We start from the raw sequence: 23,355 nt of genomic DNA on the forward strand, positions 1-23,355 counted from the left end.
CCGTCAATCCTTCTCGGCCACGTACACCCCGTCGCCCTGCCGCCCGACCGTCAGCCCGCGCTCCTTGAGGATGAGCTGGACGCGCTGCGCGGTTGAGAGCGATACGCCGTAGAGGTCCGCGAGTTCCCGTGCGGGAGGCAGCTTCGTACCGGGCGGGTACTCGCCCAGGCGTATCCGCTCCGCGATGTCGTCTGCCATTTGTCGGGCGGTAGGTGGGATCGGCACTGCTACTCCAGAAGGTCGGCAGCTCCATTCTCTCATTCCACTAACTGCGCTAAAAACCGCTGACCGCGTATCTCCCGTTACAAGAACAACTGATGTAAATTCTCGACGGGACGACACCGTGATCCGGAAGGTCGGCAAACCGCTGGACTCCGTGCGCCCCAGGCAGGGCACGTCGGTCCGCTGCATCCAACGCCAGGCCGGTAGTGCCCTGCCTCCACTTCGGACGGGAGAGGACACTGCCGTGGAGTCACCGAACCGACGCCCGGTCACCCTGCCGCTGCTCGCCGGTACCGCCGCCTGCCTCGGGTGCCCGTGGACCGCGACCGGACCCAATGCCCACCTGGCCGCACGGTCGCACCGCGACGAGACCGGACACCCGATCGTCACGGCGCCCTCCGCGAACGAGCGGCACACCCGGTGAGCGATCACCAGCCGGTACGCGGTAGCTGGATCTGCATCGGGTGCGCGTCGCCGTGGCCCTGCCCCACCCGCCGTCGCCAACTACTCGCCCAGTACACGGGCGCGCCCGTCAGCCTCGCCCTCGTCCTCGGCGCGGCTCTCGTGGAGGCGTGCGGCGACCTCGCGCACGTGCCGGCAGGCGACCTCCACGCGCGGTTCGTCGGCTGGCTCCGCCCGCCGCGCACGTGACCAGATTGGCGTTACCGCTGCTCGGGTACGAGCTCTCCGGCGGCGGTCGCTCGGACGGTAGCCTGATAGGGGGCTTGACCCTGACATTGAGGTGCCGTGATCGGTCGCAACGTGACGCGCGTGGTCGCGTCGAAGAGTACGGCGCGGGTGGCCATGTCCGTCACGGTGAGTCGGGCCGTGACGGTACGCGGGCTGGTCGCGTCCTCACCTCCCACGGTCAGAAGCCTCCGATCAGTCCACGGCGAGGCGTCGGTACGGGTGACGCAGTGGGTGTCGATGCACGCCCTCAGCTCAGCGGAACCAGCAGGACGGACGAGATCATCCAGCTGGTACGTCACACCCGGTGGGGCGTAGACGGGTGCGCACGCCGTCTCGCCGTCACACGCGCCGATCAGGAGAAGTGACGCGCTCAGCGTGACCAGTGGCCGCAATCGCATAACCACTCGGACGTCGCCGTGGCTGCCGAGGTTGCGCACCGCCCGTCGATCGGCGAGAGGCACAACTTCCGGGAAGTTGTGGTCTCGGGGTGCCCCGATGGCCACAAGTTCCCGGAAGTTGTGTCGATCATGGGCTCGACCATGGGCTCGATCACGGGCACGATCATGGGCTAGCGACGGCGGCCCGCCACGTAGATGTCGCCGTCGGCCACCGACACGTCGCGCGCGCTACTGCCGCCACTGGCGAGGATGCGGGCCGGGTCGCGGTACCCGCCGATGACCTCGATGCGCTGGACGGCCTTCGGCGTTCCGATCACCGACTCCGGCCGCCACCACGTACCGGCGGTCAGCAGGTAGGTGGCGATGCCGCTGGTGGCACCCTCGACCGTGGCGTACACCCGCCAGGTCAGCGGGTCGACCTGCTCCATGTCCCGCACCCGCACGCCGGTGGCGACCTCCGTCGACCGCCAGCCCCACGGCGTGTGCACCGCGACCTCGTCGTGCAGGACGCCGGCCGGGTCCAGGCGCATCCAGACCACGAACGGCGCCCGGCCCGCGACCGAGCCGACCAGGGAGATGTAGTCGGGCGAGCGTGGGTTGACGGTCTGCAGCGCGGTGTCGGCGACCTTGAGGTACCGCTCCTGCTCCGGGTCGTCGATCCGGGTACCCAGGTCGCGGCCGTCGGCGGCATGGAAGCGCAGGTTGGACGGGGTGAAGTAGGTGTAGTAGACGTTCTTGTGGTACCGGTCGTGCAGGTGCCCCTCCGGCCCGCCGCCGGCCAGCGTGTAGGCGATCCCGACCCGCTCCGGCCGGCCCGGCACGGCCGGCTCGTGGCGGAGCTGGCCGATGTAGATCTCGTTCATGTTGTCCGGGCGGTCCTGCGGCGCGATGGTCCACCGGTCACCGGTGAGCTGTTCCGAGCTCTGCCAGGTCAGCCCGTTGTCGGTCGAGCGCACGTACGTCATCGGGCGGAAGTCGGTCGGGTACTTCTTGTCGAAGTCACCGGCGGTCTCCCGGATGAACACGAAGATCGAGCCGTCGGCCGCCTTGAACGGCATCGGGTACGTGGCACCCTGCCCCTCCGGGATGACCGTGTCGGTCCACGTCCCGTCGATCGAGTGCGGCGTGGCGGAGCGGGCGACCCGCAGTTCGGTGTTGTGCAGGCTGCGGAAGACCAGCAGGTGACCGTCGTCGGCCTGGACGATCGTCGGGTAGTTGTGGGAGTCGTTCCCGCCGTCACCGACCCGCACCGGCGCCGACCAGGCACCGGTGCGGTGGTCGTACGCCTGGATGTAGTTGTCCTCGAACTGGCCGGCCCAGGTGATGAAGGTGGTGTCGGCCCGCGCGTCGTGGACGCCGCCGGCGACCGGTCGCCGGTCACTGCGGGCGGCGACCCCGGTGGCCGGCGTCATGACGGTCACCGCCGTCGCCCGGTCCGCCGAGCCCGGCGACTCCGCCGAGCCAGTCGACTCCGCTGGCGCGGCGAGCGCCGGGGCGGCCGGGACGGCGAGCGCCACCGCCGTCGTGACCGCGAGCGCGACCGCCGTCGTGGCCGTGAGCTGAGGCATCGGACCTCCTGCACTGTCCACCGGAACGCCCGCTGCGTACCGCGCGGCGCCTGTGCTCCGTGATTGTGCTAGCCGACCCCGGACCAGAAAAGCAGTCAGATATGTGAACGCATCAATCACGTAGCTATCGGGCGTTTCACCGTCGCCCACGCTCCCGGTGTTCCGGCGGACGGAAGGGCGTGCGATCCCACCCATCGAGATCGCGACGCGGCACGTGCCGCGTCGCGGCATCCGGCCCGACCCGCACCGACCCGCGCACCGCGCGTGGTGCCACCGATCCACCGGGTTGAATCCACCGCCGCGAGCCGCTATGCATGCACCCGGGGAGGAGCCGCAGCATGAGCAGTGGCGCGACGGGCGTCGAGTTCGACGTCCTCGGCGAGATGGGGGCTCGCGTCGGGGGCCGTACCGTGGATCTCGGTCACACCCGGCAGCGCTGCGTGCTGGCTGTGCTGCTGACGCACGTGAACGAACCGGTCTCCGTCGACCAGCTCATCGAGCGGGTATGGGCGGACCGCAGACCGCTGCGGGCGAAGGAGACGCTCTACGGCTACCTGCACCGGTTGCGCCAGGCCGTGGCCGGTGCGGGCGCCCCGGTCATCGCGCGCCGCTCGGGCGGCTACGTCCTCGCGGTCGACCGGCTGGCGGTCGACGCACACCGTTTCCGCCACCTCGTCGAGCGGGCCCGGTCGACCCGGGACGAGACGCTCTTCGATGAGGCACTCGGCCTGTGGCGGGGGGACGCGTTCGCCGGACTGGACACGCCGTGGCTGAACGAGTCCCGGGACTGGTTGCACGCCGAGCGGCTGGCGGCCGAACTGGACCGGGACGACCTGGCGCTGCGCAACGGCCGGCACCACGAGAAGCTGGCCGAACTGACCCGGCGAGCGGCGGCGCTGCCGCTGGACGAGCGCGTCGCGGGGCAGCTCGTGCTCGCGCTGTACCGGTGCGGCCGGCAGGGCGACGCGCTGGCGCACTACGAGGCGTTCCGGCTGCGGCTGGCCGAGGAACTGGGTGCCGACCCCGGCCTTGCGCTGCGGCAGTTGCATCGGAAGATCCTCACCACCGACCCGGCGCCGCCGGCGCCCTGTCAGCTGCCCGCCCCACCGTGGTCGTTCATCGGACGCGTCACCGAACTCGCGGAGCTGGACAAGTGGATCGACGATCGGGACCTGCCGGTGATCTACGCGATCAGCGGCATGGGCGGCGTCGGCAAGACCTGGCTGGCCCTGCACTGGGCGCACCGCCACAGGCACCGGTTCCCCGACGGGCAGATCTATGTCGACCTGCACGGCTTCGAGCCGTCCGGGCGGCCCCTCCCGCCCGCCGTCGCGCTGCGGAGCATCCTGTCGGCGTTGGGCGTACCGGCCGAGACGATTCCGGTCGGCCTCGACGCGATGGCGGCGCTGTACCGGAGCACGGTCGCCGACCGACGGATGCTGATCCTGGTCGACAACGCCCGCGACAGCGAGCAGGTGCTGCCGCTGCTGCCCGCCACGCCGGGCTGCACCGTCCTGGTGACCAGCCGCGACCAGCTCGTCGGCCTGGCCGCGTTGCACGGGGCGCAGCGGCTCACCCTGGACGTCCTGCCCGACGTCGACGCACGGGAGCTGCTGGCCGGACGGCTCGGACGGGCCCGCACCGCCGCGGAGCCCGACGCGATCGGCACGATCGTCGAACGGTGCGCCGGTCTCCCGCTCGCGCTCGGTGTCGTCGCCGCCCGCGCCGCCAACCTGCCGGAGTTTCCGCTGTCGGCACTGGCCGGCGAGCTCCGCTCCGAGCCCACCCGGCTGGATCCGCTTGACACCGGCGAGCTGTCGTCCGGCATCCGCGCGGCGTTCGCCGCCTCCGTACGGGCCTTACCGCCCGACGCGTACCACCTGTTCGCGCTGCTGGGCCGGGCACCGGGGCCTGACGTCGGGCGGGCCGCCGCGGCCAACCTGACCGGGCAGCCCGACGCGCGGGTACGGGAGTCGCTGCGCGCGCTGGAAACGGCGAACCTGCTGCGGCAGCACCGGCCGGGGCGCTACCGCATGCACGACCTGGCCCGCCTCTACGCCGCCGAACAGCCGGCCGACGACCAGGCACTGCTCCGGCTGGTCGACTTCTACCTGCACACCTCGTTCGCCGGCGAGCGGCTGCTGGAGCCCAGCCGACCGACGATCGCGCTGCAACCGGCCGCGCCCGGGTGCACTCCCCTGGAGCCGGCGGACCAGGCCGCGGCGCTGGACTGGTTCGACACCGAGCGATCCTGTCTGCTCGCGGCCCAGCAGATCGCGCTGGAGCACGGGTGGTACGACCGGACCTGGCAACTGGCCTGGGCGCAGGCCACCTACTACTGGCGGCAGGGCGACCCGCACGACCACGTCACCGCGTGGCGCCTCGGCCTGGCTGCGGCCGCGCACGTCGCCGTGCCGGAGGTCCGGGTGCTGTGCCACCGGCTCGCGGCGCGGGCGTACGTGAAGGTGGGCGAGCTGACCGAGGCGCTCGACAACCTGGGCCGGGCGTTGACGGACGCCCGGGACGTCGAGGACCGGGCGCACACGTTCCAGGGGCTGGCCTGGGTGAAGGGCCAGCAGGGCGAAGACCGCGAAGCCGTGGCGTACGCGGAGGAAGCGCTCCGGCTGTACCGGGAACTCGGCAACCCGGTGTGGGAGGGCAACGCGCTGAACATGATGGCCTGGTACCTCGCGCACATCGACGGTGAGCGCGCGTGGGACTACGGCGAGCAGGCGCTGGCGCTGCTCCGGGAGCATGGCGATCGCGGCGGCGAGGGCGCGACCCTGGACACCCTCGGCCACGTCGCCCGGGTGAACGGCCGGTACGACCTCGCGGTCGACCGGTTCCACCAGGCCCTGCTGCGCTATCGCGAACTCGGGGACATCGCCGACGAGGCGGACACGCTCGTCCGGCTCGGGGAGGCGTACCACGAACTGGGCGAGCCGGACCGGACGCGCGACGCGTGGCAGCAGGCCGTCGCCCGGTACCGCGCGCTGAACCGGATCGCGCAGGCCGAGCGGGTGCAGGCCCGCGTCGACGGGTTACCGCACCGGTAGGAATCCCGCCCTGGCCAGGGAGTACAAGAAGCGTCCCAGATCCGCCCCAGACAGGCTGCGTACGGTCACCCGCGATCGACGCACGTGGCGTCGGTCTCCCCTTCGGGGAACCACGAACGGAGACAGGGTGACGACTCGATTCAAGCAGTGGGGACGGCGGACGTTGTTCCTGGTCGGGGTGACGGCCCTGACGGCCGGCGGGGTGGCGGTGTCGGCGAGCCCGGCGCTCGCGGACCCCACCCCGACGCCCGGCCCCGGCTGCTCCAAGCAGGACAACGCGGCCCGCTTCCCCAAGAGCGCGGGAACGACGATCACATGGGGCAGCGGCGAGGGCTGGGTGGCCGAGGGCCACACCAAGGGCGTCCTCACGCTGACCAAGGCGGTGAGCGTGTCCAACACCTGGTCGGCGACCGTCAAGGTCTCGGTCTCCTCCATCGACACGACGGTCGGCTACCAGGTGCAGAGGCAGTGGACCACCAACGCGTCGTACGCGTACACGCAGAAGAAGTCCGGCCACTACCGGGTCCAGGCGGGCATCCGGCAGGCGATCACGAAGTTCGACGTCTACGAGACGTACCTGTGTGTGGGCAAGGGCAAGGTCTGGGGCAAGAAGGTGGGCACCGGCAAGGCCCTCAAGTCCATGAACCTGGTGTACCGGGCGCAGGTCCGCCAGAACGGTAAGTGGGTCACCGTGAAGTAGCTGGGCCACCGTGAAGTAGCTGGGCCACCGTCTCCGGACGGCGTGCGGGGTCCGGCGCATCGCCTCGACGACCGGTCGGCCCCCGCCATGGCCTACCGGTCGTCGAGGCTGCGGCGCTGCCGCTTGAGCTGCGACCGCCGCCGCTTGGCGTCCAGCCGGGCCTGCACCGAGCCCCGCGACGGCCGGGTCGCCCGCCGGGCCCGGGCGGGCGGAGCCACCCCCTCGGCCAGCAACGCCACCAGGCGCGCCTCGGCCGCCCGCCGGTTGGCCAACTGCGACCGGTGTTCCGAGGCGGTGACGACGATGACCCCGTCCAGCAGCCGGGAGCCGAGCCGGTCGAGCGCCCGGTCCTTCAGGTGCTCGGGCAGCGACCGCGTACCGGCCAGGTCGAAGCGCAGTTCGGCGCGCGAGTCCGCGGTGTTGACCGACTGGCCGCCGGGACCGCTCGACCGGCTGAACCGCCAGGCCAGCTCCGACCGCGGTACCGCCACCGATCCCGTCACCTGCAAATATCCGTCCATCACCGCTCCCCTCCTCCATGATCCGCGAAGGGGCGCCACGGCGGCCACCGATTAACCCCGATCGTGGGTACGTGTGCCGGCTATGGGCGGCACACGTACCCACGATCGTCGAGAATTACAGCGTCAGCACGCCGTTCACCCGGCGCGGGATGCCCAGCGGGTTGGCGTCGCGCAGCACGTCCGGGAGGAACTCGTCGGGCACGCTCTGGTAGCTGACCGGCCGCAGCCAGCGCCGGATGCCGGTCGCGCCCACCGAGGTGTGCAGCGCGTTCGTGGTGGCCGGCCACGGGCCGCCGTGCTGCATGGCCCAGGTGACCGCCACGCCGGTGGGCCAGCCGTCGAAGATGACCCGGCCGGCACGTCCGGCGAACCGGTCGACCAGCGTCCGGACCAGGTCCGCCTCGGTCGCCGGGTCGGCGTGCACGGTCGCGGTCAGCGCACCGGGCAGGGCGTCCAGCGCGGCGGTCAGCTCCTCGGCCGACCCGTACTCGATCACCAGGGCGGCCGGCCCGAAGCACTCCTCCAGCAGCGCGTCCGCGCGGGCCACCAGGTCGGTCGCGGAGACCGCCAGCAGGACCGGCGACACCCGGTACCCCGCGTCGTCGACCGCGGCGGGCGCGACCACCGGCCGTACCCCCTCGACGGCGGCCAGCGCCGCGGCGACCTCGCCGTACCCGGCGTGGATGCGCGCGTTCAGCAGCGGGCCGACCCGCGCGGCGGCGACGGCGGCGGCGAGCGCGTCGTCGAGACCGTGCCCCTTGGGCAGGAACAGCAGGCCCGGCTTGGTGCAGAACTGGCCGGCGCCCATGGTGAACGAGCCGACGAAGCCCTCCAGCACCTCGGTACCGCGGGAGGCGATGGCGCCCGGCGTGATGACGGCCGGGTTGAGCGAGCCCAGCTCGCCGTAGAACGGGATCGGGTCGGGCCGGGAGTTGGCCAGGTCGTACAGGGCCCGGCCGCCGCCGAGCGACCCGGTGAAGCCGGCCGCCTGGATCGCGGGGTGGCGGACCAGGGTCTTGCCGGCCCCGGTGCCGTGGATCACGGCGAAGGTACCCGCCGGCGCGCCGGCCGCCCGCAGCGCGTCCGCCACGATCTCGCCGGTACGCACGGACAGGCCGGGGTGGCCGGAGTGCGCCTTGACGACGACCGGGCACCCGGCGGCCAGGGCACTGGCGGTGTCCCCGCCGGCCACCGAGAACGCGAACGGGAAGTTGCTGGCCGAGAAGACCGCGACCGGGCCGAGCGGGATCAGCATCCGGCGCAGGTCGGGTCGGGGTGCGGGCAGTGCGTCCGGGTCCGGCAGGTCGATGGTCGCCTCGTGGAACGATCCCTCGGCCACCACGTCGGCGAACATGTCCAGCTGCACCCGGGTGCGGGTCAGCTCGCCGCCCAGCCGCGCGGCGCCCAGGCCGGTCTCGGCGTCGGCGAGCGGCACCAGCTCGTCCCGCGCCGCCTCCAGTGCGGCGGCGACGGCGCGCAGCAGCTCGATCCGCCGCGACACGGGAAGGGCGGCGAGTTCCGGGGCGGCGGCCGCGGCGGCACGGGCCAGCCGGTCGACCTCCGCGTCCGGCGTGTGCGGGACAGGCGACCCGACCGGTTCCCCGGTGTGCGGGTTCATACCCTGGTCAGCGCCGGTACTCATGCGCGTCGACTCCCTTCGATGGTGACTGGATGCCGCCCAGCCTAGTTTCGGACCGCGCCGAGTCGATCGGCCGAGACCGATTTCATCCCGTACGGCGGAAGGTCCGGGGGCTATTCCTGCCACGTGTGCGCAAACGTTTTCCACCTCCGGTCACCGCGCAGCGCTCCGCGGCCTCGCTGCGGCGACTGTTTGACCATGGGGATTTGTGGGTGATTCCCGCGTACCCCATTGTTCGATCTCGATCGTCAGTGTTCAATATCGGGCTACATCTATCCCGCGCACGAAGGGACCGATCCGCCCGTGCGACGACTACTCGTATCCCTCGTCACCGCCACGCTGACCACCGCCGGCGCTACAGTCGGGGTCATGACCGGCGGGCTCGCCGCGCCGGCGACCCCGGCGTACGCGCTCGACGACGGCCTCGCCCGCACCCCGCCGATGGGCTTCAACAACTGGAACTCCACCCACTGCCGGCCGGAGTTCAACGAGTCGATGGTCAAGGGGATCGCCGACATCTTCGTCTCGAAGGGCCTCAAGGACGCCGGCTACACCTACGTCAATCTCGATGACTGCTGGGCGCTGCCGCAGCGGGACGCGCAGGGCAACCTGGTACCCGACCCGGCCCGGTTCCCCAACGGCATCAAGGCGGTGGCCGACTACGTCCACGCGAAGGGCCTGAAGTTCGGCATCTACACCAGCGCCGGCACGAAGACCTGCAATTCGGCCGGATTCCCCGGCGGCCTGGGCCACGAGACCACCGACGCGAACCTGTTCGCCTCGTGGGGCGTCGACTACCTCAAGTACGACAACTGCAACAACCAGGGCGTGGACGCGGTGCAGCGGTACACCACGATGCGCGACGCACTCAAGGCCACCGGCCGGCCGATCGTTTTCAGCATCTGCGAGTGGGGCCAGAACAAGCCATGGCTGTGGGCGAAGGACGTCGGCCACCTGTGGCGCACCACCGGCGACATCAGCGACAACTACTCCAGCATGCTGACCATCGCCAAGGCCAACATGGCACTGGCCCCGTACGCCGGCCCGGGACACTGGAACGACCCGGACATGCTCGAGGTGGGCAACGGCGGGATGACCGACGTCGAGTACCGCAGCCACGTCAGCCTCTGGTCGATCATGGCGGCGCCCCTGCTCATCGGTACCGACCTGCGCACGGCGTCCCCACGGACGTTCGAGCTGCTCACCGACAAGGAAGTGATCGCGGTCGACCAGGACCCCCTCGGCGTGCAGGGCAGCCTGCTGCGCGGCGACGGCGGCCGGGACGTCCTGGTCAAGCCGCTCGCGAACGGCGACCGGGCGGTCGTGCTGTTCAACGAGGCGGACACCGCGCAGCGGATCTCCACCAGCGCCGCGGAACTCGGAATGCCGAAGGCGCCCGGGTACGCGCTGCGCGACCTGTGGGCGCACACCACCACGCACACGGTCGGCACGATCGCCGCCACCGTACCGGCGCACGGCAGCGTGATGTACCGGGTGAGCACCGACCGCCGCTGGGCAACCTACCCGCCCACGGTCGACTTCGGCCCGGAGACCACCAGGCCCTACCCCGGCGCGACGCCGCTCGCCGTCCCGGGTACCCCGACCACCGTCACCACGACCGCGACCGACCTCGGCATCGCCCCGGTCCTCGACGTCACGGCCGGCCTGACCGGCCCGGCCGGGTGGCAGGTGCGGGCGTCCTCGCGCCGGGAGACGCCGGTCCTGCCCGGCCGGGACCGGACGTTCGCCACGACCTGGGAGGTCACCGCGCCCGCCGGCAGCGCGCCCGGCCGGTACGACCTGGCCGGCACCCTCACGTACCGGCGCGCCACGGACCTCCGGCCGGTCACCACGATCGTCACCACGTCCGTGGTCGTACCGCCGCCGGCCCCGGCCGCCGGCACGTCGTACCTCAGCGACCTGACCTGGCTGTCGGTGGCAAACGGGTACGGGCCGGCGGAGCGGGACACCAGCAACGGCGAGATGAAGGCCGGCGACGGCCACCCCATCACGATCGGCGGCACGGTGTACGCCAAGGGTCTCGGGGTGCACGCGCCGAGCACGGTCGCGTACTTCGCCGGCGCCAGGTGCACGACCGTCACCGCGTTCGTCGGGGTCGACGACGAGAAGCAGACGAACGGTTCGGTGACGTTCGAGGTGTGGGCCGACGGCCGGAAGGTCGCCGACAGCGGCCTGCTCACCACGGACCTGGCCGCCGTACCGCTGAGCGCCGACGTGACCGGCGCGACCGTGGTACGGCTGGTCGTCACCGACGGCGGCGACGGCATCAACAGCGACCACGCGGACTGGGCGGACGCGAAGATCGCCTGCGCCTGACCGACCCGCCACGACCGGCCCGCCACGACCGGCCCGCCACGACCGGCCGGACGCGAATCGGCCTGCCAAGATCGGCACAACTTCCGGGAAACTGTGGTCTCAGCGCTCGGCGGAGACCACAAGATGCCGGAAGTTGTGCCGATCTTGGTGTGGGGGTGGGCCGTCAGGGGCTATGGCAGTCTGCTCGCCGCGCTCGCGATCGCCGACGCGAACGTCGAGACCTCGGTGTACACGCCCGGGTAGCCGGGGCGCGCGCAGCCGTTGCCGAAGCTCACGATGCCGACCTCGATCCAGTTGCCGGCGGCGTCGCGCTGCACCATCGGGCCGCCGGAGTCACCCTGGCAGGTGTCCACGCCGCCGCTGCTGTAGCCGGCGCACAGCATCTTCGGCCCCTCGAAGTCGGACCCGTACGCCGCGCCGCAGGACGAGTCGCTGACGAAGGGGACCTGCGCCTTGAGCAGGTACCGCTGTTGCGCGCCACCCTCCCGCGCCGCACCCCAGCCCATGATCGTGAACGTGCCGGTGTTGTACGCCGAGGTGGTCGCGATCGGCAGCGTGGGCAGGTTGATCGGCGACGCGAGCTTGATCAGCGCCCAGTCGTCGTTGTTGTTGGGGTACCCCGGGGCGCGGTAGACGTACGTCGAGCGCACCTTGATGGCGGAGCTGCTCTGGAGGTCGACGACGCCGGCGGTCACCGTGATGCTGGAATTGGACCCGGTCCCGTTGACGCAGTGGGCGGCGGTGAGGACCACCTGCTTGGTGTACAGCGCCCCGTCGCAGCCCATCGACAACCGTACGACCCACGGGAACTCGCCCTGGGCCGCCCTCGTACCCCCGACGACCGACGGTGTGATGTCACCGGCCTGCGCCGCGGCCGGAGCGGCGAGCGCCCCGAGCGTGGCGACGGCGAGCACGAGCGGTCCGATGAACCGTCGACGCATGACGCGCGCCTTGATTGACGCCATTGCCTCCCCTTTCGACGCCGCCCGGGTACGGCGGCCGCAGGGGTGTGCGGCCCAACCGGCCCGGACGGACAGCGGTAGCGATGGCGGTGAATGTAGAGATCGGGCGGCCGCACATACAAGGGAATCGATACCCGCGCCGCTACCCGCGCAATTCGCAAGGGTCCGCCGGAATTGGCGAGGGTGCTCCAGATGTGGCGGGGATCCGCCGGACACGGCAGGGCTCCGCCGGACACGGCGAGGCTGCGCCGAACACGGCGAGGCTCCACCGGGTTCGGCTACGCCGGTCGGCGGGGCACGTTCAGTATCATGGTCAATTGATCATGGTTTCACTGTTGCTCGCCGTCGCCACGGCGGCCGTATGGGGCACCGCCGACTTCTGCGGCGGCAAGGCCAGCCAACGCGCGCCGGCCCTCGCCGTCTCGGTGATGTCCAAAGTGGTCGGCCTGCCGGTGCTCGCGCTCGGGCTGGTCGCCGTCGGCGGCACGCCGACCCCGGCCGACCTCGGCTGGGGCGCGTGCGGCGGGCTGTTCGGCATGGCGGGCGTGCTGCTGCTGTACCGCGGACTCGCGACCGGCGCAATGACAATCGTCGCTCCGGTGACCGCCGTGACGTCGGCGCTCGTACCGTTCGGCATCGGCATGGCGGTCGACGGTGCGCCGGGCCCGATGGCGATGGTCGGCGTGGCCTGCGCGATCGGCGCGATCGCACTGGTGAGCAGCGGGCCGCGGGACGGCCGCACGCCGTTGGCACCGGCCATCATCGGCCCGGCCCTCGCGTCCGGCGCCAGCTTCGGCCTGTTCATGACCCTGCTGTCACGCGCCCATCCCGGCGCCGGGCTGTGGCCGTTGACCACCGCCCAGGTCACCGCACTCAGCCTCGGCTGGCTACTGCTGCGCCGGACCCGTACCGGCGTGTCGCCGTCCCTGTCGGGAGCCACCCTGCGGTGGACCACGGCGGCCGGCGTCCTCGACTTCAGCGCGAACGCCGCCTACCTGCTGTCCACTCGCGACGGCGCACTGAGCGTGGTCGCGCCGGTCGCCTCGCTGTACCCGGCGACCACCGTGCTGCTCGCCCTCGCCGTCGACCGGGAACGGGTCCGGCCGCTCCAGCTCGCCGGCCTCGGCCTTGCCGCCGCGGCGCTCATGCTGGTGGCGTCCTGAGCGCCGGCCCACCCGATCCACCGGCCCGCCCGATCCACCGGCCGCCGCCCGCCCGGCCCACCGCCCGGCCCACCGCCCGCCGCCCACCCGGCCCACCGCCCGACCCGCCGCCCGCCGCCCGCCGCAACGCTTGTGAACAGCATGTTTCGGTCGTGTGACCGGACGACCCGGGGTCGGACGTATAGGGGAAACCCTATCGACCAACGTCTTTTTTAAAACAACCCTTCGCGTCATGCTGACATCCACTCCGGCCGATGAGCCGGGCGAAGGGATGAAGCATGAAGCGGATCGTCACAGCGGGCACCGTCGCGCTCACCGCGAGTTTCGCGGCCGTGGCCGTGGCCAGCCCGTCGGACGCGGCCACCAGTCGCGCCGGCACCGAAGCGTTCGCGGTCTCACACGCCACCGCGGCACTACGCTCCCACCAGTCGGCGCTCGCCGCGACCGACGCCGACCAGTTCCAGGTCAGGAACACCATCCTCGACCCGGACGGCACGTCGCACGTCCGCTACGACCGCACCTACCGGGGACTTCCCGTCCTCGGCGGCGAGGTCCTCGTGCACCTCGACAAGGCCGGCGCGCTGCGGACGATGTCACAGGCCGTCGCGGCACCGATCACGGTGGCGACCACCCCGACGGTGACGGCCGCGCAGGCCGCCGCGACCGCACAGGCGGCGTTCCGCGGCACCGGCCCGTCCTCGACCCCGACCCTCGCGGTCGACACGGCCGGCTCGCCCCGGCTGGTGTGGAAGACCGCGGTACCCGGCGTGACCGACGCCGAGGGCACCACGTCCACCATGACGGTCCTCGTCGACGCGGCCACCGGTACCGTCTCCGACGCCTGGTCCGACGTCCAGACCGGCAGCGGCACCGGCTTCAACGTGGGTACCGTCACGCTCGACACCACCAAGTCCGGCTCGACGTACCAGCTCAAGGACCCCAACCGCGGCGGCAACTACACCGTCGACGGGGGCAGCGGCAACGCGATCTTCACCGACGCCGACGACGTGTGGGGCACCGGCGCGCTGAGCAACCGGCAGACCATCGCGGTCGACGCGCAGTACGGCGTGGCCAAGACCTGGGACTACTTCAAGAACGTGCACGGCCGCAACGGCATCGCGAATGACGGCCGGGGCAGCTACAACGTCGTGCACTACGGCTCCGGGTACAACAACGCGTTCTGGTCGGACTCGTGCTTCTGCATGACCTACGGCGACGGTGACGGCACCACGTACAACCCGTTCGTCGCCATCGACGTGGCCGGCCACGAGATGAGCCACGGTGTCACCTCGCGCACCGCCGGCCTGCGCTACTCCGGCGAGTCCGGCGGGCTCAACGAGGCCACCAGCGACATCTTCGGCACGATGGTCGAGTTCTACGCCAACAACGCCAAGGACGTCCCCGACTACCTCATCGGCGAGAAGATCGCCAAGAGCGGCAAGCCGCTGCGGTACATGGACGACCCGAAGAAGGACGGCCGCTCGGCGAGCTGCTACACCTCCTCGGTCGGCAGCCTGGACGTGCACCTGTCGTCCGGCGTGGCCAACCACTTCTTCTTCCTGCTCGCCGTGGGCAGCGGCGCGCGCACCATCAACGGCGTCGCGTACAACAGCCCGACCTGCAACGGCGCCCCCGCCGTCACCGGCATCGGCAACGCCGCCGCGGAGAAGATCTGGTACCGGGCGCTCACCCGCTACATGACCTCGACGACCAACTACAAGGGCGCGCGTACCGCGACCCTGAACGCGGCCGCCGACCTGTACGGCACCGGCAGCACCCAGTACAACGCGGTCGCCGCGGCCTGGACCGCGGTCGCCGTGAACTGACGGCGCCACCACACTTCACCCGACTTCACCCGCACCCCCGGAAACCAGGATCGGCACAGCTTCGGCGAAGCTGTGCCGATCCTGGCCGGTATGGACAGCGCAGTTACTCAGTTCGACCTGAGTAGAACAGCGGATGCCGCCGGGCGGCCCGAGCCGCGAGAGTGTGCGGCATGAACCAGCCCGACCCGGCGACGTACCCCTGCCCGGTCTGCCAGACACCGGCGAACCTGGCCACCGGCTGCCCCGGCTGCGGCCGGCAGCCCGACCCCGACGCCGCCGAGGTGATCGTGCTCGACGCGACGATCCAGCGGCTCACCGCCGACGTCGAGGACGCCCGCCAGCGGTACACCGATGCGGTCGAGCGGCTGCGGACCACCGCGCAGCGCCGCGAGGACCTCGCCGGCCGGATACGGGTACGCCGGAGCGCCGGTTGGACGGCCCCGGCGGCCGGAGCGACGGCACCGGCGTTAACGACGGCACCGGCGTTAACGACGGCACCGGCCGGAGCGACGGCACCGGCCGCGGTGGCTCGGCCGGTCGCGCGTGAGGCGTCCTCCCGCACCGTCCAGAGCGTCCTCTTCCTCCTCGGTGGACTGCTCCTCGGCAGTGCCGCGATCGTCTTCACCGCCGTGGCGTGGGCCCGGGTCGGCGCGACCGGCCGGGCCGCGATCCTGGCCGCGGTGACCACGCTGGTCCTGGCGATTCCGCCGGTCGCGCTGGTGCGGCGGCTGCGCGGCCTGGCCGAGACGTTCGCCGCGCTCGGGCTGCTGCTGGTGGTCCTCGACGGGTACGCCGCCTGGTACGTCGACCTGGCCGGGGTACGCGCGCTCACGCCCACGACGTACGCGGGACTGGTCTGCGCGGTCTCCGCCGGGGTCGCGCTGCTCTACGGCCTGGTGGTGCGCCCGGCCGGCCACGTTACGGCGGAGCGGCCGGTGGGTCAGGGTCCGGCGGGGCGCCTGACCGGCCCGGGCCTCGCCGCCCTCGTGATCGCCCAGCCGGCACTGCCCCTCCTGCTCGTTCACGCGGGATTCGGCATCGCCGGTTGGACCGGGGTCCTCACCGCGCTCGCCGCCGCCGACCTGGCCGTCGTGTGGTGGACCGCCCGGCGGGTACCCGGCGTGTCGGCCCTGCTCGTGCTGGGCTGGGTGGTCACCGGAATGGTCCTGGTCATCGCGGGTACGACCGTTCTCGGCGCGCTGGTGTCCGGGGACGCCTACGCGCCCGCGGCCCGGGCCGGGCTGGCGCTGGTCGCCATCGCGGCCGTGATCGTGGCCGCATCGTGGGTCGCACCGGTCCCGGTACTGCGGCACGCGGCGGCGGGCATCGCGACGCTCGCCGTACTGACCGCCGTGGCACGGTTCATGCTGGTCGGCCGGCCGGCCTCGGCGTTCGCGCTGATCGCCGCCGAGGTGGCCGTCGCCGCCGTCGTGGTCCGACTGCTGCCGGGCCGGGTACGCCCCGGGCCGCGCGCCGGCGTCGGGGTGGCGGCCGGCCTACCGGTCCTGGTGATCGCCGTCTTCGCGCTGGCCGCCGGGCTGGCGACGGCGTGGCGGGCGCTGCCGGCCTGGCACGGTGCGGTCCAGCCGACGCACAACCGGTCGGACTGGTGGCTGCCGCTCGCAATCGTGCTGTTCGGCGTGGCCGCCGCGGCCCTGGTGCCGCGCCCGGTGGTGCCGGAGACCGCCGCCGGCACGGCGGTGCTCCTGGCGCTCGTCCTGCCCGGCTCGGTGCGCCTGGCCTGGTGGGCTCCGTCGCTCGTGGACGGGCTGGTGGTGGTGCTGCTGGCGCTGGCCGCGGTGACGGCCCGGACAGTGGCGCGGACCGCGGTGTACGGGGGCGTGGCGGGCCTGCTCGCCGCGCACGCGGTCCTGGCCGGCCTGGCCCGGCCGGCGTCGACGGCCGGGGTCCTGGCGGCGCTGGTCGTCGCCGGGGGCGTGGTCGCCGCGCTCGGTCGGGCCGCGGCCGGCACGCCCGAACCCGACGCGGATGCCGCGCCCGGTACGGCCACGGCGGGCCGTGCGCGGGCCATGGTCGGCGCGGCCGGCGCCGGTACCGCCCTGCTCGCGCTGCCGGGGTTGGCGGCGTCGGTCGCCGCGACGGCCGGGGCCCGACCGGCCCAGGTGTGCGCCGTGGCGGCCGCCGGGCTGGTCCTGGCCGCCGGCGCGGTGATGGCGCTGCGCCACGCCCGGCCGGCGTACCGGTGGTCCGCCGCGCTGGCCGTCCTGCTCGGCGGCGCCGGCCTCGCCGTCGCGGCGGTCGCCGCGGCGCCGGAAGCGCGTCCGGCCGCACCCTGGCTGCTCGGCACCGCCGCCGTGACACTGGCGGCGAGCGCGGTACCCGGCCGCGACCGGCGCACCGACGCCTGGCTCGTGGAGGCGGCGGCGCATGTCACCGCGCTCGGCGCGCTGCTGCTGACGCTCGGTACGTTGCGGCGCACGGCGGCGGTCTGCGCCCTGTGGGGGCTGGCGGTCGGGCTGCGCGCCCTGGTTCCCGGCGAACCGGCGGACGACCGCCGGGTCCGCGTCGCGGTGGCGACGGCCTGCGAGCTCGTGGCCTACTGGCTGCTGCTGGCCGCCGGGGGCGTGATCCTGCTGGAGGCGTACACCCTGCCGGCCGCCGCCGTCGCGCTGCTCGCCGGCTGGCTCGCCGCCCGTATCCAGCCGGCGCTGCACAGCTGGCCGGCGTACGGGCCGGCGCTGCTGGCCGGGTTCGTGCCGAGCCTGGCGACGCTGGTGGGTGGCACGGGCGAACCGGTCCGCCGCCTCGCCCTCGGCGGCGCCGCCGTCGTCGTGGTGGTCGTCGGCTCGGTCCGCCGCCGGCAGGCGCCGGTCGTGGTGGGCGGCGTCGCCCTGATCCTCGTCGCGGTCCACGAGATCGCCGTGGTGTGGGACCTGATGCCGCGCTGGATCCCGCTCGCGGCCGGTGGCCTGCTGCTGGTCGGGCTCGCGGTCACGTACGAGCGGCGTCGCCGGGACCTGGCCCGGCTCCAGGGGGCGGTCGGCCGGATGCGCTGACCGGTGTCAGGCGCGGTTGGGGCGCAGTGTCCAGACGACCCGCATCTCGCCGGTCACCGTGCCGTCCAGCATCGCGATCTCGACGGGTACCTCGAACTCGGGCCGCCTACCGGCGTCGAGCTCGGCGACGACGTCGGCGACCGGGCGGCCGAGCCGGGCCGTCGCGCGTACCTCACCCAGCGCCAGCCGGCGGTAGGCGATGTCGGCGCTGACCGCGAGCGGCGTGGCGCGGCCCAACTGGTCACCGAAGGCGGCCATGACGACCGCGCCCGAGGCCGTCTCGCCGAGGGTGAACATGGCTCCCGCGTGCGGGCCGCCGACGTGGTTGTGGAACTCGGCGACGTCGGGCAGCGAGACGACGACCCGGAGGCCACCGGTGCCGTCGGCCGCGACCTCCAGGTACCGGATGCCGAGGGTACGGGCGAACGGGACCGCCGCGGTCATGGTCGCCGCGAGGGTCTGCGGATCGGGAATTTCAGGCATGACCGTATGTTACTTGCGAGTAGTAACCGCTGTCACCGGTGGACAGCCACCGGTCAGCGCCATCCGACGTCGATTCGCTTGCCGCGCTCGTCGAAGAAGTGCAGCGCCTCCATGCGGACCCGGACCGTCAGCGGGGTGCCATGGCTGAGCGTCGGGTAGGGGGCCAACCGGACCGCCAGCTCTGCCGGGCGGCGATGGTGGCGACCCCCCTCGCCGAGACTGTCGGCGATCGTCGCCGTGCCGCCGTGCGTCCCGTCGCCACGACCGGTGAAGCGGTGGACCAGGCGGCGCAGCCCGCTCTGCATGCCCGCCCCGGCCGGTGCCTGGCCTGCCATCTCGTCGACGATCACGGCGGTGGCGCCGATGTCGAGGAAGGCGAGCGACTCGTGCCCGTGGTGCTCCAGGTAGCGCACCCGGCCCCGCAGCACGTCGCCCTCGGTGTTGCTGACGACGGGGACCAGCGCCTCGGCCCGCACCCCGACGACGATGCGCTCACCGTGGAAGTGCGCCACGTGGCGCGAGCGCAGATCGTTCCACGGCAGGTAGAGCGCCTGCTCGCCCAGGTGCAGCGCGACGTGGCGGTCGAGGCTGACGTAGACCTCCGCCTCCAGCAGGTTCATCCGGGGACTGCCCAGGAAGGCCGCGACGTACAGGGTCGCCGGTCGGCCGTACACCTGCGTGGGGGTACCGACGTCCTGGAGCACGCCCTTGCGCATGATCGCCACCCGGTCGGCCATGGTCAGCGCTTCGGCCTGGTCGTGGGTGACGTAGACGCAGGTGACGCCGAGCTCCCGGACCAGGCCGGAGATCTCGGCCCGCAGCTCGGCGCGCAGGCCGCTGTCCAGGTTGGACAGCGGCTCGTCCATGAGGAACAGGCCGGGTCGGCGCACGATGGCCCGACCCATCGCCACCCGCTGGCGCTGCCCGCCGGACAGTTGCGACGGCTTGCGCTCCAGTACGTCACCGATGCCCAGTGCGCTGGCCACCTGGGCGACCTGCTCGGCGCGGGTGGCCGGCTCGACACCCGACAGGCGCAGCGGGAAGCCGATGTTGTCACCCACGCTCATGTGCGGGTACAGCGCGAAGTCCTGGAAGACCATGGCCACCCCGCGCTCGCGCGGCGGCAGGTGGTTGGCCGGCTCTCCGTTGAGCAGGATCGCGCCGCTGGTGGCGTCCTCCAGGCCGGCGATCATCCGGAGCACGGTGGACTTGCCGCACCCCGAAGGCCCGAGCAGCACCATGAACTCGCCGGCGGCAACGTCGAGACTGACGTTGTCAACGGCGAGCGTGCCGTCCGGGAAGACCTTCGTCACATCTTTGAGCGCGACGGTAGCCACCGTCACCCCTCCGCCCCACGGTCACGTGAACGGGACCTCTCCCGCACCCCGGGTGATCACTGTGACCAATATCATCGCTCTCGCCTATCGGGTAAACGTCTCATGTGCTCTTCGTGATCGAAGAGATACAGAGAGATGTACATCCGTCGACGTCCAACTCACGAACGGTAGCCCCGTTCACCAATTGGCCGCCACCGATATGACCACGCGGGTCAGGGCGCTGCGTACGTGATCGTCACCGACGTGTACCCGAGCGACCGCAGCATCCCCTCGAGCATCTTGCGGGTGTTGTCCTGGGCCCGCTGCTGCAGCTCGCTGCCCTTGGCCGCATCGGCGATCTTCTGCTCGCCGAGCTGGTACAGCTGCTGGAGCCTGTTGGGGTCGCCCGCGAAGGCGTCGCCGAGCCGGTTGATCAACCCCCGCTGCTGGGCGAAGACGTAGCTCTTGTCGTGATCGATGCTCGGCTTGTTCAGCTGCGGCGCCGGGAGCTTGATCGAGACGGTCTTGTGGTCGTCCGACTCCGTGATCGCACCCTGGCCGATCGCGCCGAAGTCGACGTACGCCTCGACGGTTCCCGCCGCCACGAACAGGGTGCGGTCGTTGACCAGGAAGTCCGGCACGTACCTGCGGTCGTTCTGCACGTCCACGATCACCTGGAAGTTGCCCTCGGCCGCGACGAACCGGCTCATGTCCTGAATGGACTTGAGCAAGGCCGGCTGACTGCGGTCGGTCGTGCGGCCGCCGAACGGGTTCTTCAGGTGCGGCAGGACACCCACCGCGGTCATGCCGAGGACGACCGCGACCACCGCCGCCACCGTGGCGGTCAGGAAGAACAGCCCACGCAGGAAGCCGCCACCGGTACGGACGACGACCGGCGCCGGGGACCCAGCCGCCGACGAGGTGCCGGCCGGGGTACCGGACGCCTCGCCGGCCGGCACCGATCCCCCCGGCCAGCCCGTGCCGGTCTCGTGCTCGGGCAGTTCGGCGGTCGGGTACGGGTCACCGGGCGCCGCGGAGGGGGACGCCTGTCCCCGCTCGAAGCGCGTGATCTCGTCGTCCTGGGCCATGGGTGCGCTCCCTCATCCGTGACGGTGCCCAATGTGTACCCAGAGTGCATGATCGATACAACACGCCCACACCCCCCATGATCATGGAGAGTTGACGGGGTCGGGGCCCCACAACCCCCCCACGATCACGGGTGGGCCGGGCGGGGCGGGGGGCGCCTCAGGACGCGAAGGCGGACAGTCCGGTGAGCTGCTGGCCGACCACCAGCTGGTGGATCTCCGAGGTCCCCTCGTAGGTCAGCACGGTCTCCAGGTTGGCGGCGTGCCGCATCACCGGGTACTCGGCGCTGATGCCGTTGGCGCCGAGGATCGTGCGGCACTGCCGGGCGATCGCGAGCGCCTCCCGGACGTTGTTGAGCTTGCCGACGCTCACCTGTTCCGGCCGCAGGGCGCCGGCGTCGGCGCGGCGGCCGAGGTGCAGTGCCAGCAGGTACCCCTTCTGCAGTTCCAGGGCGGCGTCGGCGAGCTTGGCCTGGGTGAGCTGGAACCCGGCGATCGGGCGGCCGAACTGCACCCGGGTCGTGGCGTAGTCGATCGCGGTGTGCAGGCAGTCCCGGGCGGCGCCGAGCGCACCCCAGACGATCCCGTACCGCGCCTCGGTCAGGCAGGACAGCGGCGCCCGCAGGCCCCGGGCCTCCGGTAGCAGCGCGTCGGCGGGCAGCCGCACGTCGTCGAGGACCAGCTCACCGGTGACCGAGGCGCGCAGCGAGAGCTTGTGCTTGATCGTGCGGGCGGTGACGCCGGGGGTGTCCATGGGTACGGCGAAGCCGCTGATTCCCTGATCCGTCCGCGCCCAGACCACGGCGACGTCGGCGACCGGCGCGTTCGTGATCCACATCTTGGCGCCGGTGAGGACCCAGTCGGCGCCGTCGCGGCGGGCCCGGGTCTTCATCGAGGCCGGGTCGGAGCCGTGGTCGGGCTCGGTCAGCCCGAAGCAGCCGATCGCGTCGCCGGCGGCCATCGCCGGCAGCCACCGCCGCTTCTGCTCCTCGGATCCGTACCGCCAGATCGCGTACATCGCGAGCGACCCCTGCACGCTGACCAGGCTGCGCAGCCCGGAGTCGCCGGCCTCCAGCTCCAGGCAGGCCAGACCGTAGTCGACGGCGCCCGCCCCGGCGCAGCCGTACCCGTGCAGGTGCATGCCGAGCAGGCCCAGTGCGCCGAACTCCTTGGCCAGCTCGCGGACGGGGACCTCGCCCCGCTCGTACCACTCGGCGACGTAGGGGCGCACCTTGTCCGCGACCAGCCGCCGCACCACCTCGCGGATCTGCAGCTCCTGCGCCGAGTGCAGCGCGTCGACGTCGATCAGGTCCAGCGGGGACACGGGCTCGGCCATGCCCACACGTTAGCCGTTACAGCACCAGGACCCGTACGTGGATCGAGGTGCGCTGCTGGAGCGCGGCGCGCAGCGCGCGGTGCAGGCCGTCCTCCAGATACAGGCCGCCCTGCCACTCCACCACGTGGGGGAACAGGTCGCCGTAGAACGTCGAGTCCTCGGCGAGCAGGCGGTCGAGCGCCAGTTCCCGCTTGGTGGTGATGAGCTGGTCGAGCCGGACCGGCCGTGGTGGGATCTCGGACCATTCCTTCATGGTCTTACCGTGGTCCGGGTACGGCCGACCGTCCCGTACCGCTTTGAAGATCACGGCGGCTTACACCCCTTCCCCGCCTAGAGGATCCTGCAAGCCTACCGACCAGCTACGACACTCGAATTTCGCCGGTATAAGGCCACAAATGCCGGTTTCGTCGGCGCCCAACTCAGTACCCGGCACCCCACCTGCCCCGATGTGTCACCTCCGCCACCTCGCGCCGACCACGGCGCAACGACGGGGAGCGCCGGTCGCTCGCCCGGTACCCGATCGTGATCGCGCCGATCGGCGTGTACGCCTCCGGCACGTCAAAGGCCCCCCGGTAGGCGGGGACGCGCTCCGGCGGGATGCCGAAGAAGCACGCGCCCAGCCCCTCGTCGACCGCCCCGAGCAGCATGAGCAGGCTCGCGAACCCGGTGTCGACGTGCCAGTACGGCACCGGCCAGCGCGACTCGCGGCGGTCGGTCCAGCCCTTGTCCGGTTCGGCGTACCGGTCGAGGTAGACCTCCCGGTTGGAGTGCGGCACCACGATCACCGGCGCCCGCCGCATCCCCCGCGACCAGGAACTGTCGGCCTTGCCGTCGGGGGTCGTGGCGGCCCAGAACGCCGCCCGGTCGTCGGGGGAGTCCAGCACCAGGAAGCCCCAGCCCTGGGAGAAGCCGGCCGAGGGCGCGTGCACGGCGTACCCGAGCAGGCGCCTCACGACCTCGGCCGGCACCGGCCGGTCCGGGTCGTAGTCGCGCACCATCCGCCGCTTCGCGACGACCTCGGCGTACTCCACGGTCT

Annotated in this window: 19 protein-coding genes; 8 read left to right on the forward strand and 11 right to left on the reverse strand. The window is 72.2% G+C overall.

Annotated elements, in window-relative coordinates; genetic code table 11:
• Positions 1–3: 3 nt before the first annotated feature.
• Positions 4–198, reverse strand: coding sequence for a winged helix-turn-helix domain-containing protein (locus ACNTMW_RS21085; RefSeq protein ID WP_426635435.1), 195 nt, complete (start codon positions 196–198; stop codon positions 4–6).
• 268 nt (positions 199–466) lie between these two features.
• Here ACNTMW_RS21085 and ACNTMW_RS21090 point away from each other — a divergent pair, with 268 nt between their 5' ends.
• Together ACNTMW_RS21090 and ACNTMW_RS21095 are read left to right on the forward strand one after the other, a co-directional pair.
• Positions 467–646, forward strand: a complete 180-nt coding sequence (locus ACNTMW_RS21090) for a hypothetical protein (RefSeq protein ID WP_426635436.1) — start codon at positions 467–469, stop codon at positions 644–646.
• Positions 643–873 (forward strand): flavin reductase, encoded by a 231-nt coding sequence (locus tag ACNTMW_RS21095; protein WP_426635437.1) that lies wholly within the window; start codon positions 643–645, stop codon positions 871–873. The genes ACNTMW_RS21090 and ACNTMW_RS21095 overlap by 4 nt, the downstream gene beginning before the upstream one ends.
• A gap of 607 nt (positions 874–1,480) precedes the next feature.
• Here the strand turns inward: ACNTMW_RS21095 and ACNTMW_RS21100 are convergent.
• Positions 1,481–2,878, reverse strand: a complete 1,398-nt coding sequence (locus ACNTMW_RS21100; protein ID WP_426635438.1) for a BNR-4 repeat-containing protein — start codon at positions 2,876–2,878, stop codon at positions 1,481–1,483.
• A gap of 338 nt (positions 2,879–3,216) precedes the next feature.
• On the opposite strand from ACNTMW_RS21100, the gene ACNTMW_RS21105 reads away from it, so the two are divergent.
• Both ACNTMW_RS21105 and ACNTMW_RS21110 read left to right on the forward strand, forming a co-directional pair.
• Positions 3,217–5,934, forward strand: coding sequence for an AfsR/SARP family transcriptional regulator (locus ACNTMW_RS21105; protein WP_426635439.1), 2,718 nt, complete (start codon positions 3,217–3,219; stop codon positions 5,932–5,934).
• 127 nt (positions 5,935–6,061) lie between these two features.
• On the forward strand, positions 6,062–6,634 hold the full coding sequence (locus ACNTMW_RS21110; RefSeq protein ID WP_426635440.1) for a hypothetical protein: 573 nt from the start codon (positions 6,062–6,064) through the stop codon (positions 6,632–6,634).
• 92 nt (positions 6,635–6,726) lie between these two features.
• Here the strand turns inward: ACNTMW_RS21110 and arfB are convergent, their stop codons facing one another.
• Both arfB and ACNTMW_RS21120 read right to left on the reverse strand, forming a co-directional pair.
• Positions 6,727–7,155, reverse strand: coding sequence for an alternative ribosome rescue aminoacyl-tRNA hydrolase ArfB (gene arfB, locus ACNTMW_RS21115; RefSeq protein WP_426635441.1), 429 nt, complete (start codon positions 7,153–7,155; stop codon positions 6,727–6,729).
• A gap of 115 nt (positions 7,156–7,270) precedes the next feature.
• On the reverse strand, positions 7,271–8,797 hold the full coding sequence (locus ACNTMW_RS21120; RefSeq protein WP_426635442.1) for an aldehyde dehydrogenase (NADP(+)): 1,527 nt from the start codon (positions 8,795–8,797) through the stop codon (positions 7,271–7,273).
• 366 nt (positions 8,798–9,163) lie between these two features.
• On the opposite strand from ACNTMW_RS21120, the gene ACNTMW_RS21125 reads away from it, so the two are divergent.
• Positions 9,164–11,131: an NPCBM/NEW2 domain-containing protein gene (locus ACNTMW_RS21125; protein ID WP_426635443.1), complete on the forward strand. Its 1,968-nt coding sequence runs from the start codon at positions 9,164–9,166 to the stop codon at positions 11,129–11,131.
• A 170-nt stretch (positions 11,132–11,301) separates the two neighbouring features.
• On the opposite strand, the gene ACNTMW_RS21130 is transcribed toward ACNTMW_RS21125, so the two are convergent.
• Entirely contained in the window at positions 11,302–12,072 is a 771-nt protein-coding gene (locus ACNTMW_RS21130; protein ID WP_426635444.1) for a S1 family peptidase, read from the reverse strand.
• Positions 12,073–12,416: 344 nt separating this feature from the next.
• Here ACNTMW_RS21130 and ACNTMW_RS21135 point away from each other — a divergent pair, with 344 nt between their 5' ends.
• The 3 genes from ACNTMW_RS21135 to ACNTMW_RS21145 all read left to right on the forward strand — a co-directional run bounded on the left by ACNTMW_RS21135 (position 12,417) and on the right by ACNTMW_RS21145 (position 18,099).
• Positions 12,417–13,256 (forward strand): EamA family transporter, encoded by an 840-nt coding sequence (locus ACNTMW_RS21135; RefSeq protein WP_426635445.1) that lies wholly within the window; start codon positions 12,417–12,419, stop codon positions 13,254–13,256.
• Positions 13,257–13,534: 278 nt separating this feature from the next.
• Positions 13,535–15,082 carry a M4 family metallopeptidase gene (locus tag ACNTMW_RS21140; protein ID WP_426635446.1) on the forward strand — a complete coding sequence of 516 codons (1,548 nt, stop codon included), beginning with the start codon at positions 13,535–13,537 and terminating at the stop codon, positions 15,080–15,082.
• Between the two features lie 170 nt (positions 15,083–15,252).
• Positions 15,253–18,099: an SCO7613 C-terminal domain-containing membrane protein gene (locus ACNTMW_RS21145; RefSeq protein ID WP_426635447.1), complete on the forward strand. Its 2,847-nt coding sequence runs from the start codon at positions 15,253–15,255 to the stop codon at positions 18,097–18,099.
• A 6-nt stretch (positions 18,100–18,105) separates the two neighbouring features.
• Here the strand turns inward: ACNTMW_RS21145 and ACNTMW_RS21150 are convergent, their stop codons facing one another.
• The 6 genes from ACNTMW_RS21150 to ACNTMW_RS21175 form a co-directional block, all read right to left on the reverse strand.
• On the reverse strand, positions 18,106–18,582 hold the full coding sequence (locus ACNTMW_RS21150) for a DUF4442 domain-containing protein (protein ID WP_426635448.1): 477 nt from the start codon (positions 18,580–18,582) through the stop codon (positions 18,106–18,108).
• Between the two features lie 53 nt (positions 18,583–18,635).
• Positions 18,636–19,919 carry an ABC transporter ATP-binding protein gene (locus ACNTMW_RS21155; RefSeq protein WP_426635449.1) on the reverse strand — a complete coding sequence of 428 codons (1,284 nt, stop codon included), beginning with the start codon at positions 19,917–19,919 and terminating at the stop codon, positions 18,636–18,638.
• 212 nt (positions 19,920–20,131) lie between these two features.
• Positions 20,132–20,986, reverse strand: a complete 855-nt coding sequence (locus ACNTMW_RS21160) for a DUF4230 domain-containing protein (protein WP_426635450.1) — start codon at positions 20,984–20,986, stop codon at positions 20,132–20,134.
• A gap of 157 nt (positions 20,987–21,143) precedes the next feature.
• Positions 21,144–22,307 carry an acyl-CoA dehydrogenase family protein gene (locus tag ACNTMW_RS21165; protein ID WP_426635530.1) on the reverse strand — a complete coding sequence of 388 codons (1,164 nt, stop codon included), beginning with the start codon at positions 22,305–22,307 and terminating at the stop codon, positions 21,144–21,146.
• Positions 22,308–22,335: 28 nt separating this feature from the next.
• Positions 22,336–22,626, reverse strand: coding sequence for a type II toxin-antitoxin system VapB family antitoxin (locus tag ACNTMW_RS21170; RefSeq protein WP_426635451.1), 291 nt, complete (start codon positions 22,624–22,626; stop codon positions 22,336–22,338).
• A gap of 112 nt (positions 22,627–22,738) precedes the next feature.
• The gene (locus ACNTMW_RS21175) at positions 22,739–23,350 is read right to left on the reverse strand and encodes a nitroreductase family protein (protein WP_426635452.1); all 612 of its coding nucleotides are present in this window, start codon (positions 23,348–23,350) and stop codon (positions 22,739–22,741) included.
• Positions 23,351–23,355 lie beyond the last annotated feature (5 nt).

This window comes from Planosporangium spinosum, from assembly GCF_049999945.1.
GTDB lineage: Bacteria > Actinomycetota > Actinomycetes > Mycobacteriales > Micromonosporaceae > Planosporangium > Planosporangium spinosum.